Genomic DNA, 12480 nt, shown 5'->3' with positions numbered 1-12480 from the left:
CGCCAGAACAGCCACAGCGCGCGTGGGAGGAAGTGACTATGCCGGACGCCGGTGATCTCGAAATCGGAGAAGACAAGAGCATTTTGTTGCTCGATGATGATGAGCCGTTTCTGCGGCGATTGGCCAAGGCGATGGAGAAACGCGGTTTCGATGTCGAGACGGCAGGATCGGTTGCAGCGGGGCGCGCGATCGCCACGGCACGGCCCCCGGCCTATGCAGTCGTTGATTTGCGGCTGGACGATGGCAATGGCCTCGACGTCGTCGAAGTCCTGCATGAAAAACGCCCGGACGCCCGCGTGGTCGTATTGACGGGATATGGCGCCATTGCAACGGCCGTAGCGGCGGTGAAAATTGGGGCGGTGGACTACCTGTCAAAGCCTGCTGATGCCACGGACATCGTCAACGCGCTGCTGGTCGCCGAAGACGATCTGCCGCCACCACCGGAAAACCCGATGAGCGCGGATCGCGTTCGGTGGGAGCACATCCAGCGTGTTTATGAGCTGTGTGATCGCAATGTGAGCGAAACAGCACGGCGTCTGAACATGCACCGTCGCACGTTGCAGCGCATTCTGGCCAAACGGTCACCGCGCTGAGCGTGTCATAAATCGTAGCGCTTGCTGATCCGGTCGACAATTTGGCCGTTTGCGAGCGCTACATTTTTGTGGCGGGCGTATTGCTCAAACCCACGGCTTTGGTAGTAGGTTAGCCCGCTTTCGTTATCGGCACGGATTGTGGCGTTGATCCATTCGTATCCGAACGCACGCGCCGCTTGTGTCGTCTTTTCGAACAAGCGGGAGCCGATGCCCATACCCGTGTTGCCAATCCGCACAAAGGTCGCAATGTCACAAGCATCAGGGCCAAGCTTTTCTTTGGGTTCAATCGACTGAAACCCAATCACAGTGCCTGTCTCGTCCTCTGCGAGATGCCAGGCCGACCGATCGGGTGCCTTGGTAATCCAGCCCTGCAATGTCTGTGCAGACACCTGCTCTGTGAATGCCGTGGTCCCGCCCTTACGAATGATCGCATTCAGCAGCTCAGCCATGGGGCGGGCATCAAGCGACCCCGCACGGCGTACGATGATCATGCCATCTCTTCCAGCAGTTCTGCATGACGTGCTGTGAATGCGTCTCTGGTCTCGGACGGGGGGCGTAACGTAATCCGAAGTCCGTTGGTCAGGCTGTCATCGGGTTTTCCAAAAAACCGCTCCGCTTCGTCGGCCGAGAACCCCGCGATTTGTGTGGCCTCCATGAAGGCGCTGATCTTGTCCGCTTTTTTGATCTGCTTTTTGATCTGCGCCGGAATGGTTGCAGGCAACCCGAAACGGATATGAACGGCTGCCGTCAGCCGTTCATCCAGCGCGCTATAGCCCGGACCTACCGCTGCTTTTACCGGAGAAATCATATCGCCGATCACATATTCCGGCGCGTCGTGCAGCAAGGCCGCCAAACGCCATTTTGCAGGTGCTTTTGGTGCGATGCGCGCAAAAAGCGTTTCTACCAGCAAAGAGTGTTCGGCAACAGAATATGCGTGTTCGCCCATGGTTTGCCCGTTCCAGCGAGCCACAAAGGCAAGGCCTCTTGCGATGTCCTCGATTTCAACGTCCACGGGGGTCGGATCCAGTAAATCCAGCCTGCGCCCGGAAAGCATGCGCTGCCATGCTCGTTTTGGTGTCGTTGCCATTTTGTCACTGCCCGGTGGAATAACCCCGCTTTCGCCGCATTAAAGGCATAAAGATGGGGTAAGGTGATCACTAGCTGCCACAGATTAGTGATGGGTTGCGCTTTGTAAACCGGCGCTGTGGTATCGATATAAAGACTACCAAGGGGGGGAGGGCACTGCCTTTCCCAAGGTAAGGTCCTCTTCCCGCAATGAGGCGAGAGAAAGAGGAAAGGAGATTGTCATGAAACGGCATCTCATTCTGGCAATGCTCACAAGCCTGGGCATTGCCGCAGCGGCACCAGCGGCTGCGAATCCAAACTGTGGTCAGCGCGAAGCGGTGATCGAAAAACTGACAACCAAGTTCAAGGAACAGCTGACGGTTGGTGGCCTGCAGAGGCGTCAATCGGTGCAGGCGGTCATGGAAATCTGGGCGTCCGAGGAAACCGGCACGTTCACGGTTCTGGTCACCAACCCACAAGGGGTAAGTTGCATCGTGGCCGCGGGTACCGACTTTTTCGAGGCAGAACGCACACCTGTCGTTAAAGGCACTGCCAGCTGATCCTGCATAAGTTCGCGTGAGCAACTTTTTTCCCGGCATTCATGTGGTGTTTACCACAGGTGGTTGCTGACGGATTGTGTTGTCCTACGTGCGATGTTATCTGCCCGCTCAAACCGAATGGATAGGATCGCATCACGATGGCTGACGACTATATTGTAAAGGACATTGAGCTTGCTGCTTACGGCCGCAAGGAACTGGATATTGCCGAAACAGAAATGCCCGGCCTGATGGCGCTGCGGGATGAATACGGCGACAGCAAACCGCTTGCAGGTGCGCGCATCGTCGGGTCGCTGCACATGACGATCCAGACAGCTGTTCTGATCGAAACGCTGGTTGCGCTGGGCGCAGATGTACGCTGGGCGTCTTGCAACATCTTCTCCACCCAAGACCACGCAGCCGCTGCAATCGCTGCTGGGGGCACACCCGTTTTTGCCATCAAGGGCCAGTCCCTTGAAGAGCATTGGGACTACCTCGACAAATCATTCATGTTCGAAGACGGCCCCAACATGATCCTCGACGACGGTGGCGACGCCACATTGTATGTCCTGCTGGGTGCACGTGCCGAAGCAGGCGAAGAAATCATTCCGGTACCAACATCCGAAGAAGAAACTGTGATCAAGGCGCAGATCCAGAAACGGATGGAAGCTTCTCCGGGTTGGTTCACAAAGGTACGGGATCAGATCAAGGGCGTTTCCGAAGAGACGACAACTGGTGTTCACCGCCTTTACGAACTGGTCAAGCGGGGCGAGTTGCCTTTCCCTGCCATCAACGTGAACGACAGCGTTACAAAGTCCAAGTTCGACAACAAATACGGCTGCAAGGAATCGCTGGTTGACGGAATTCGTCGCGCAACAGACACCATGATGGCCGGCAAGGTAGCGGTTGTCATGGGTTATGGCGACGTCGGCAAAGGCTCTGCTGCGTCTCTGCGCGGTGCGGGCGCACGGGTTAAAGTAACCGAAGTCGACCCGATTTGCGCTTTGCAAGCAGCCATGGACGGCTTTGAGGTTGTATTGCTGGAGGACGTTGTTGGCTCTGCGGATATCTTTATTACGACAACCGGCAACAAGGACGTGATCCGTATCGAGCACATGCGCGAGATGAAGGACATGGCCATCGTTGGCAACATTGGCCACTTCGACAACGAGATACAGGTTGCCGCGCTGAAGAACCACAAATGGACCAACATCAAGGAACAGGTGGATATGATCGAGATGCCAAACGGCAATCGTCTGATCCTGCTGTCCGAGGGCCGTTTGCTGAACCTCGGTAACGCCACCGGTCACCCGTCTTTTGTTATGTCGGCATCTTTCACCAATCAGGTGCTTGCACAGATCGAGTTGTGGAAGAACGGCGAGGACTACAACAACGATGTGTACATCCTGCCGAAACACCTCGATGAGAAAGTGGCGCGACTGCACCTTGATCGCATCGGCGTGAAGCTGACGCAGATGAACCCAGAGCAAGCCGCCTACATTGGTGTTGCGCCAGAAGGGCCCTTCAAGCCAGAACACTACAGATACTAATCTGAAATTAAACGACCTTTTGAAACGCTCCGCATCTTTGCGGGGCGTTTTTCTTTGCGATTGCCCATTTTTCCGGGAACCGAAGCCGCAGTTTTTTGTTGGGTGAATGTACAAGTTATGGAGGTAAACAATGACCCATTCGAAACTGATGACAACTGTTGCTGCAATCGCTCTGACCGCAGGCACCGCCTTTGCCGGTTCTTCGGAAGTCAAAGAATCCGAAATGGAGCTGAAGCCAGAAACAGAACTGGAACAAGCTGCAGAAAACACAGGGCAAGCCATCGAAGAAACGGCTGCTGACGCTGCTGACGCGACCGAAGAGGCTGTGGAACAGACTGCCGCTGCTGCTGGCGAACTGGCTGAAGACGCGGAACAGACCGCAGAAGCCGCCATCGAAGAAACCGGCGAGGCGATGAACGCCGCAGGTGAAGAGATCGAAAGCGCAGCAGCCGAAGCCGGCGCCGAGCTTGAACAAGCAGCGGAAGCAACCGGGCAGGCTGCATCCGAAGCTGTAGAGAGCACCGAAGAGGCTGTTGAAACAGCCGAAATGGAAGCATCCGAAGAGTTGGCGACCCAAGACCTTATCGCGTCCGACTTTGACGGCATGACCGTTGGCGAAATCGTTGGCATGAATGTTTACAGCACCAACAACGAAGACGTCGGCGAAATCGACTACATTGTTCGCGATGGTGACGCATACGCTGCTGTGATCGGTATCGGGGGCTTCCTTGGTCTTGGCGAATACACCGTTGCGATTCCGCTTGAGCAATTCTCCCTCGTTGATGGCGAAGTTGAAGGTCTCAAGCTGAGCAACTGGACCGAAGAAGAACTGGAAGCACAGCCGGAGTTCGACGAATCCGGTGATGTCGGTCTTGATGACGACTACCGCATCGAAATGACGTCATAAGCTGTCACCAGCCTGGAATTGATTTGGGGCCCCGTTTTTCGGGGCCCTTTTTCTTGTGCCGATTTAGGGGGAAAAAGCGCACATGTTTATCTCTATTTCCACCGGTCACGCCATTCTACGCTCCAGTTACAGCTTAAAGACCACCAAGGAGGATGCCTAAATGGGCAAAAGAGATGATTTGATCGCACAATATGCGGAAGATCTAAAAAATAAGTGCGGTGTGATGCCTGACATGGATTTGCTGACGAATGTCACAATCGGATGTGGTCCGGCGATCTATGACGCGGACGCCAGCACGGTTGCCGCCAGCCAGCCGGAGGAGTTGCGTACCGTCAAAAAGAATTTCCTGATCAAAAAACTTGGCCTGACCGACGGGCCGGATCTGATGCAGGCGATTGATGCTGTTATGGATACCTACGGCAGATCAGAGCGAAACAAGTACCGCGCAGTGGTATATTATCTGCTGGTCAAACACTTTGGAAAAGAGGCGATGTACCGCTAGGCACCGGCGGAACAGGGCAAGGAACGCCCCCTGTCTTAAGGGGGCGTTTCGAAATTGGACCGAATTTAAACTATTGAATATTTGATATTTTTTTCGTGCTGCGATAAACCGACGTCATTCGGCTAGTATGGCCAGAACCAGAATCTGATGCGTGTGGTGGGTTAAGGAGCACGCGGGGAGAAAAAGGGTTCTGGCGTTTGCTCGAACCCTTTTTCATGTTCAGCATCAAAATAACGCCAACACACCGCCAATGACTGTGCATCCAAACGTGGCGTAGCCGCCATCGATCAGGATCAGCTTTCGCGGACGAGCGCCAAAACTGTAAAAGGTGGCAATCCACGGGGCGACGAGAAACAGGCCAATGCCAAAACCTGAAACGATTCCTTTTCCCAACGTGTCGATCTGGCTGAGTTCAAAGGTATGCCGCATCATCCCTGCAACAAGAATGCCGCCCAGCAGGCTGGTGATATAGGGCACCGGATCAGATCGATTTGCCGGTACGCCCTCATCGTTGAGTGGCACGCCGGAGGCTTTCATCCAAGCTTGTGCAAAAACCGTGTACCACACCGCTCCAAACATAAAGCCGGCGACGCCCGCAACAATCACAGAAACAAATTCCATGTCGTCCCCTTCCGTATTCAGGCTCTATTTCGGCACAATCTGCTGATTCTAGCCAGCCTCAATACCGGCCAGTACGCATACCACGCGCCACTCGTCCGATGTAACTGGCTGCACTGACAGGCGCGAGTTCCGGATCAGTGCCATCTCTTCAAGCGCGGGTTCCTGCTTTATCTGTGCGAGGGTCACAGGTGTTTTCACGGGTTTTACCGCCTTGATATCAACGCACTCCCACCGGTCATCATCGGTGGTGCTGTCGGGGTGTGCTTCGGCGATGACCTCGACGACGCCCACGACTGCCTTTTCTTTTTGAGAGTGATAAAAGAACCCCAGGTCTCCGCGTGACATCTCACGCATGAAGTTGCGCGCTTGATAATTGCGCACGCCGTCCCATTCTTCCCCGGCATCGCCTTTTGCAACCTGATCGTCCCAACTCCAGGTCGAGGGTTCGGATTTGAACAGCCAGTACTTCATCCGCCGATCACCCGATTCCACGGGATCAATTCGACACTGTCGAAAAGACCGGCCTTGCCGTAGGGGTCACCATCGACCCATGACTGCGCCGCTTCCATATCGGGTACATCAAGAATAATGAGCGAGCCGCACATCTCGCCCGCATCATCGAGCAATGGTCCGGCCTGTTGAACCGCAGTACCCGATTTCAGGTATTCGACGTGCGCGGGCCGGTTTTCCTGGCGTACCGGCAAAGCGCCGGGTTTGTCCTTGGCAATAAGCGCCACCAACATATCATTCTTCCTTTAAAGTGCGCGACAGCAAATCAACCATCGCTTGGGACACATCCAACCGGTTTTCCACCAGTGCCGCAACCGCTGTCGCAATCGGAAGATCCAGCCCTGTTTGAGCAGCCTCCTGTGCCAGCGCCCGGGCTGTGGCGGCCCCCTCCACTGTAACATTTGGATCAAATTTTTCCTTGCGACCCAGCGCCAGACCCAAACGATAGTTGCGGGATTGGTCAGATGTACAGGTCAGCGCCAGATCACCAAAACCGGACAGACCGGTCATCGTCGCGGGGTCGGCACCACGGGCCACGGCAAATCTTCCCATCTCGGCAAATCCGCGCGTCATGATCGCGGCGCGTGCGCTCTCGCCCAATTCTGCGCCGATGGCGGCCCCGCAGGCAATAGCGACCACATTTTTCAGCGCGCCGCCAAGAGCAGCACCGATCAAGTCGGCACTGCGGTACAGGCGTAGCGTTGGCGTCGATAACTGTTGCTGCAATAACTTGCCCGTTTCGGCATCGGCACAGGCAAGCGTCAGCGCTGTAGGAAGACCGTTGGCAATGTCGCGCGCAAAGCTTGGCCCTGTGAGCAAGGCAGGCTCGGCATCTGGCAGCGCATTTCGGATGATGTCAGGTGCTGTGGCGCCACTGGCAAGCTCAATGCCCTTACAGCACGCAACAACGCTGCGGGCCCTGAAAAGTGGTGCTGCGCTGGCCAGAAGACCGCGCATTGTCTGAAGCGGAACCGCAACGAGTACAGTTTCTGCCGCGGCCACATCGCCCATCTCGGCAGTGATCTGTAAAGCGTCGGGAAAGGGACACCCCGGCAACCGCCGTGTGTTTTCGCGCCGTTCGCGCATTTCTGCCACAGCCCCCGCGTCGCGCGCCCAAAGGGTTACCGGCTGTGTGCGCGACAGGGTTATCGCCAGTGCTGTGCCAAAGGCACCCGCGCCTATTACCGCGATGCTCATGCTTTGGCGCCTTTCTTTCCACTGCCCAAAAGCGCTGGGCTGGCCTGATCCAGAGGCCAGCGCGGGCGGGCGGCTAGTGTCATGTCATCGGGGACTTGCGCTGCCATCCGCTCAAGAGCGGCATACCCGATCATCGCGGCATTGTCGGTGCACAAGGCAAGGGGTGGTGCCACAAATTGCGCGACAAACTCCGCTGAAACAGTCTCTAACATACCTCTTATTGTCATATTTGCCGCGACGCCGCCCGCCACGCACAAAGCCGGATGTTGCGGGTTTTCTGCTTGGTAAAGGGTCAGGGCCCGGCGGGTTTTTTCGCCCAGAACATCCGCTACAGCGGCTTGAAATCCGGCACTCAAATCTGCCTGATCCTGCCGCGTCAGCCCATCCTGCGCGGTAACCAACCCGTCGCGTGTGCGCAGGACAGCGGTTTTCAATCCGGAGAACGACATGTCGCAACCGGGGCGATCCAGCAAGGGGCGCGGAAAAGCGAACCGTTCCGGATCGCCCTGTTTTGCCGATTTTTCAATAGAAGGTCCGCCCGGTTGGGGTAAACCGATCAGCCGCGCCACCTTGTCAAAAGCCTCGCCGGGTGCGTCGTCGATCGTCCCGCCTAGGCGTTGGAAATTGTCCGTACCCCGCACCAGCAGAAACTGACAATGCCCGCCAGATACCAGCAGCATCAGAAAAGGATATGCGACGCCGTCTGTCAGCCGTGGTGTCAGAGCATGCCCTGCTAGATGGTTGATGCCGTAAAGCGGTTTGCCGGTCGCCGCGGCCAATCCTTTCGCACACATCACGCCAGAGACAACACCGCCGATCAATCCCGGACCTGCCGTTACCGCAATGGCGTCGATGTCCTGCAAATTCACCCCGGCGCCGGACAGGGCCTCTTCGACGCAAAGATCCAGAACCTCGGCATGCGCGCGCGCCGCCAGTTCGGGCACAACGCCACCATATGCGGCATGCAGTTTGTTTTGTCCGCGCACAATCGATGACATGACCTGCGCCTGACCGGAAACACCGTCTCCGCGCACGACGGCAGCCGCGGTGTCATCGCAGCTGCTTTCCAGTGCCAAGATGGTTCGTAGCTTTTGCACCCGTGCTTCCCGTTGCATGCCTTCGGCCTCGCAGGTATCACCGAAGGGGCGCGCAAACAATGCTTGGGGGGCGCATCACACCGTGGCTACCATCGCGCTGATCATGACACGGCCGGCAGGGTCGAATGACGCCTTTGTTGCGCGGATCGACCCGCAGGTACGTGTCGGTTTGGAAGTTGTCGAAAGCCCCCTGATCGAAATCCATCCTCTACCGGTGGCGGCCCCGATCTCCGCGGATGAGGTGGCAATTTTCACATCCGCGCACGGGGTCAAGTTCGCTCCTGCAGGACAGGGGCGTAAGGCCTTTTGTATAGGAACCCACACAACAGATGTTGCGCGTCAGAAAGGGTGGGCGGCGCATAAAGCCGGGTCAGATGCTGACGCGCTAGTCGCATATCTTGTGGCGCATCCGCCCGGCGCAAGACTGCATCATCTCAGCGGGGTTCATGTGCGCGGTACCGTCACCGAAAGGTTGAGCGCCGCGGGTCTGTCAGTTGCGCATACCGCGATCTACGATCAAAAACTGATCCCCCTGACGGACAAGGCAATCGCCCTGTTATCAGCAGAAACACCTGTGTTAGTGCCGCTTTTTTCCCCGCGCACCGCATCGCAATTCGCTGCATGTGCTTCGAAGGTTTCCGCCCTACATATTGTCGCAATGAGTGCGGCGGTGGCAAACGCATTGCCGCAGGCGTGGTCCGACAAGGTGGAGATTGCACATGCGCCGAATGCCTTTTCTATGGCCGAAGCCGTTGAAAAGAGGGTCAAACGACTTCGCTTGGCTTGAGAGCATTGGGCCGCAGGAGTAAGGTTCCCCATCAGGGCGCGTTTGTTAAGATTCGAAAAGGGTGGAAGTTTTGGCAAAATCTCGCAAGTCGAACCGGTCGAAAGACATGGACGATACCAAGGCGGCTGACACAACACACACAGACACGGTGACAGCCGACACCGCGCCAGCCACAGAAACGATTGATGCTATCGCAGAAGATGTAACACCGTGGGAAGATACCGGTGATGCAACGGTTCCGGCTGTTTCTGATGAAGTGATGCCAGATTCTGTGCCTGCCGAAGACGCGCTTGAGGGCGATGCGACCGAGGCAGAGGCCGTGGCCGTAGAAGAAGAGGGTGCTGACGAAACGGATGCGGATGCACCGGCTTCGATCGACGGAGAGCAGGGCGATGACAGTCTGGTGTCTGAGAGCACCGACGACACGGCGGGGGACGACGATACGATAACTGCCTCCTCCGATACTGACACGACCATCGGTGAAGAACTCGACGCTGTCGACGCAGAGACAGTCGAGGGTTCTCAGGATGAGGCCACCACCGACACCACTGAAGAAACTGCGCCTGCGCCCGTTCCTGTGCCCACCGCAGCACCACCGCAGCGAAGCAGCAGCATGTGGCCAGCTATTTTTGGTGGCGTGGTCGCAGCGCTTTTGGGGTTCATCGCTGGGCGTGCTGATCAGTTTGACGCCTATTTGCCCGCGTCGATGCAACGTCAGGCGGTCGATCTTTCGGAGATCCAAGCGCAGACAGACGATCTGAGCGCCGCAGATGAAGAATTGCAATCTCGGCTTGCCGCTTTGGAAGATGCGCAAAGCGAGCCTGTGACCTTCGATTCTTCGGAAATCGAAGCCAGCGCTGCCGAGATCCGGTCGAACGTGACTGATCTGGAGCAGACGCTGGCAGCGCTTGACGAAAGGGTCAGCGCTCTTGAAGCGGCTCCTGTGGTCGAATTGCCCACCGACGGCGCGACAACCGACGATGTCGCAGCACTGCAGTCGGCACTGGACGCCCAACGCGCTGAAATCGAAGAATTGGCAGCGCAAGCGGCTGATGCCGAAGCGAAAGCTGCCAGCGAGGCCAGCAAAATTCTTGCGCGGGCCGCATTGGCGCGCGTCATGACTGCCGTTGATACGGGCGAGGCGTTTACACCGGCATTGGGCGATCTCGAAGAAGTCGCGCCTGTCGATGTTCCAGAGCCGTTGCGGACAGCTGCCGAAACAGGGGTGCCACGATTGTCCGATCTGCAGGCCAGCTTTCCTGATGCAGCACGCGCAGCCCTTGGTGCGATCCGGACAGCGACACCCGAAGCGGACGTGCAGGGCGTGCAAGGTTTCCTGCGCCGGACGTTGAATGCGCGCTCGGTTACCCCGCGTGAAGGTGACGATCCGGACGCGATCCTTTCGCGTGCCGAAGCGCAGGTGCGAGAGGGTGATCTCGGCGCTGCGCTGGACGAGTTGGAGGCGCTGCCCGAACCGGGCCGTGTCGCCATGGATGAATGGTTGCAGGCTGCAACCGCCCGAAAGGCCGCACAGGACGCGGCGCGCTCGCTGTCTGACAGCCTGAACAACTAAGGAAGAAGATAATGCTTTGGTCTCTTATAAAAATTGTCCTCTTCGTTGTTGTGGTTGCCGCGCTTGCGTTGGGGGCCGGCTATCTGATGGAAAGCGAGGGCGGGGTTCAGGTCACCGTCATGGGCACAGAATACAGCTTTGGCCCGTTGCAGTCGGTGATTGCCGTGGTGGTGCTGGTTATCGCAGTATGGTTGTTTCTCAAGCTGCTCTCGCTTTTGGTCGCGACATGGCGTTTTCTCAATGGTGATGAGACGGCTCTGTCGCGGTATTTTGATCGCAACCGCGAGCGTAAGGGGTTTAACGCTTTGTCCGAAGGGTTGATGGCTCTGGCCAGCGGTGAAGGTCGCGTCGCCATGACCAAAGCCGCGAAGGCAGAAAAGTACCTCAACAAGCCGGAACTGACCAACTTGTTGGTGGCGCAGGCCGCGGAAATGGCGGGAGATCGCCGGAAGGCTGAAGAGACATACAAAAAACTGGTCACTCAAGACAAGACACGGTTCGTCGGGGTGCGCGGAATCCTCAAGCAGAAGCTGGCTGATGGTGACACTGACACCGCGCTGAAGCTGGCTGAGAAGGCGTTTGAGATCAAACCCAAGCACGAAGAAACCCAGGACATTCTACTGCAGCTTCAAGCCAAGAACGAGGACTGGTCAGGCGCGCGCTCTACGCTGAATGCCAAGCTGAAGTATGGAAATCTGCCGCGTGACGTTCACAAGCGCCGTGACGCGGTATTGGCGCTGTCCGAGGCCAAGGATATTCTGTCGGATGAAAACTCCATCGAAGTGCAGGAAAAAGCGATCGAGGCTAACAAGCTGTCGCCGGACCTGATCCCTGCTGCGGTCATGGCGGCCAAGACATACATTCGACAAGAGCGGCCCAAGCTTGCGGCGCGCCTGCTGAAGAAAGCTTGGGAGGCACAGCCGCATCCCGATCTTGCGTCAGCATTTGCGGCCATTGCACCGAATGAAACCCCGTCAGAGCGGATCAAACGATTTACACTGCTGACACGCGCCAAGCCGGACCATCCTGAAACAAAGATGCTGCTGGCCGAATTGCACATTGCAAATGAGGACTTCCCCGAAGCGCGGCGCGCGCTGGGCGATCTGCCCGAAACCGAACCCACAGCGCGGTCCGTCACACTGATGGCCGCAGTAGAGCGGGGCGAAGGGGCATCTGATGCTGTTGTGCGCGGATGGCTGGCCAAAGCGGTGACCGTACCGCGCGGCCCACAATGGATTTGTGAAAATTGCCAGCATATTCATGCTGACTGGGCGCCGATTTGTGAAAACTGCGAAAGCTTTGACACGCTGGCCTGGAAAACGCCGCCCGCTACCGAAATGGCCATGCCGGGCGGGGCTCAGATGTTGCCGCTGATTGTTGGTGCAATTGAAGACAATAGCACCGACGAGGCTGATCAGGCTGAAGAAGCAGTCGAAATCGAGGATGCGCAACTGCTGCCCGATGAGGAAGTTGACGCCGAGCCTGATATGACCCAGCAGGATACTGCTAAGGCAAGCTAATTGACCCCTTGACCTTCCAGTA

Annotated in this window: 15 protein-coding genes; 8 read left to right on the top strand and 7 right to left on the bottom strand. The window is 57.0% G+C overall.

The window, feature by feature from the left end; all coding sequences use genetic code 11:
* Positions 1-38: 38 nt before the first annotated feature.
* Complete coding sequence (locus AC2D8V_RS16085) at positions 39-593, top strand: ActR/PrrA/RegA family redox response regulator transcription factor (protein ID WP_484734605.1); 555 nt, start codon at positions 39-41, stop codon at positions 591-593.
* Positions 594-598: 5 nt separating this feature from the next.
* Here AC2D8V_RS16085 and AC2D8V_RS16080 read toward each other — a convergent pair whose 3' ends face one another.
* Positions 599-1084 carry a GNAT family N-acetyltransferase gene (locus tag AC2D8V_RS16080; RefSeq protein ID WP_484734604.1) on the bottom strand — a complete coding sequence of 162 codons (486 nt, stop codon included), beginning with the start codon at positions 1082-1084 and terminating at the stop codon, positions 599-601.
* The gene (locus tag AC2D8V_RS16075; protein WP_484734603.1) at positions 1081-1680 is read right to left on the bottom strand and encodes an HD domain-containing protein; all 600 of its coding nucleotides are present in this window, start codon (positions 1678-1680) and stop codon (positions 1081-1083) included. Before AC2D8V_RS16075 ends, AC2D8V_RS16080 begins: the two co-directional genes overlap by 4 nt.
* A 220-nt stretch (positions 1681-1900) precedes the next feature.
* On the opposite strand from AC2D8V_RS16075, the gene AC2D8V_RS16070 reads away from it, so the two are divergent.
* From AC2D8V_RS16070 to AC2D8V_RS16055, 4 genes are all read left to right on the top strand, one after another.
* Entirely contained in the window at positions 1901-2218 is a 318-nt protein-coding gene (locus tag AC2D8V_RS16070; protein WP_484734602.1) for a hypothetical protein, read from the top strand.
* 137 nt (positions 2219-2355) lie between these two features.
* Positions 2356-3744, top strand: a complete 1389-nt coding sequence (ahcY, locus tag AC2D8V_RS16065; RefSeq protein ID WP_484734601.1) for an adenosylhomocysteinase — start codon at positions 2356-2358, stop codon at positions 3742-3744.
* Between the two features lie 130 nt (positions 3745-3874).
* On the top strand, positions 3875-4651 hold the full coding sequence (locus AC2D8V_RS16060; protein ID WP_484734600.1) for a PRC-barrel domain-containing protein: 777 nt from the start codon (positions 3875-3877) through the stop codon (positions 4649-4651).
* Between the two features lie 160 nt (positions 4652-4811).
* Positions 4812-5153: a DUF2853 family protein gene (locus AC2D8V_RS16055; protein ID WP_484734599.1), complete on the top strand. Its 342-nt coding sequence runs from the start codon at positions 4812-4814 to the stop codon at positions 5151-5153.
* Between the two features lie 225 nt (positions 5154-5378).
* On the opposite strand, the gene AC2D8V_RS16050 is transcribed toward AC2D8V_RS16055, so the two are convergent.
* The 5 genes from AC2D8V_RS16050 to tsaD are packed head-to-tail and all read right to left on the bottom strand — an operon-like array spanning position 5379 to position 8596.
* Positions 5379-5774 carry a DUF1761 domain-containing protein gene (locus tag AC2D8V_RS16050; protein ID WP_484734598.1) on the bottom strand — a complete coding sequence of 132 codons (396 nt, stop codon included), beginning with the start codon at positions 5772-5774 and terminating at the stop codon, positions 5379-5381.
* Between the two features lie 48 nt (positions 5775-5822).
* The gene (locus AC2D8V_RS16045) at positions 5823-6245 is read right to left on the bottom strand and encodes an EVE domain-containing protein (RefSeq protein ID WP_484734597.1); all 423 of its coding nucleotides are present in this window, start codon (positions 6243-6245) and stop codon (positions 5823-5825) included.
* Positions 6242-6517, bottom strand: coding sequence for a YciI family protein (locus AC2D8V_RS16040; protein ID WP_484734596.1), 276 nt, complete (start codon positions 6515-6517; stop codon positions 6242-6244). Before AC2D8V_RS16040 ends, AC2D8V_RS16045 begins: the two co-directional genes overlap by 4 nt.
* A gap of 1 nt (position 6518) precedes the next feature.
* Positions 6519-7481 carry an NAD(P)H-dependent glycerol-3-phosphate dehydrogenase gene (locus AC2D8V_RS16035; RefSeq protein ID WP_484734595.1) on the bottom strand — a complete coding sequence of 321 codons (963 nt, stop codon included), beginning with the start codon at positions 7479-7481 and terminating at the stop codon, positions 6519-6521.
* Positions 7478-8596, bottom strand: coding sequence for a tRNA (adenosine(37)-N6)-threonylcarbamoyltransferase complex transferase subunit TsaD (tsaD, locus tag AC2D8V_RS16030; RefSeq protein WP_484734594.1), 1119 nt, complete (start codon positions 8594-8596; stop codon positions 7478-7480). Before tsaD ends, AC2D8V_RS16035 begins: the two co-directional genes overlap by 4 nt.
* 85 nt (positions 8597-8681) lie before the next feature.
* On the opposite strand from tsaD, the gene AC2D8V_RS16025 reads away from it, so the two are divergent.
* The 3 genes from AC2D8V_RS16025 (at position 8682) to AC2D8V_RS16015 (ending at position 12458) form a co-directional block, all read left to right on the top strand.
* Positions 8682-9365, top strand: a complete 684-nt coding sequence (locus AC2D8V_RS16025) for a uroporphyrinogen-III synthase (protein ID WP_484734593.1) — start codon at positions 8682-8684, stop codon at positions 9363-9365.
* Positions 9366-9471: 106 nt separating this feature from the next.
* A complete protein-coding gene (locus AC2D8V_RS16020) occupies positions 9472-10938 on the top strand; it encodes a COG4223 family protein (protein ID WP_484734592.1) in 1467 nt (488 codons plus the stop codon).
* A gap of 11 nt (positions 10939-10949) precedes the next feature.
* A complete protein-coding gene (locus AC2D8V_RS16015; RefSeq protein WP_484734591.1) occupies positions 10950-12458 on the top strand; it encodes a heme biosynthesis HemY N-terminal domain-containing protein in 1509 nt (502 codons plus the stop codon).
* The last annotated feature ends 22 nt before the right edge of the window (positions 12459-12480 follow it).

It is taken from the genome of Roseobacter sp. YIN89, assembly GCF_057219365.1.
This window is presented reverse-complemented; position numbering and strand designations above follow the sequence as displayed.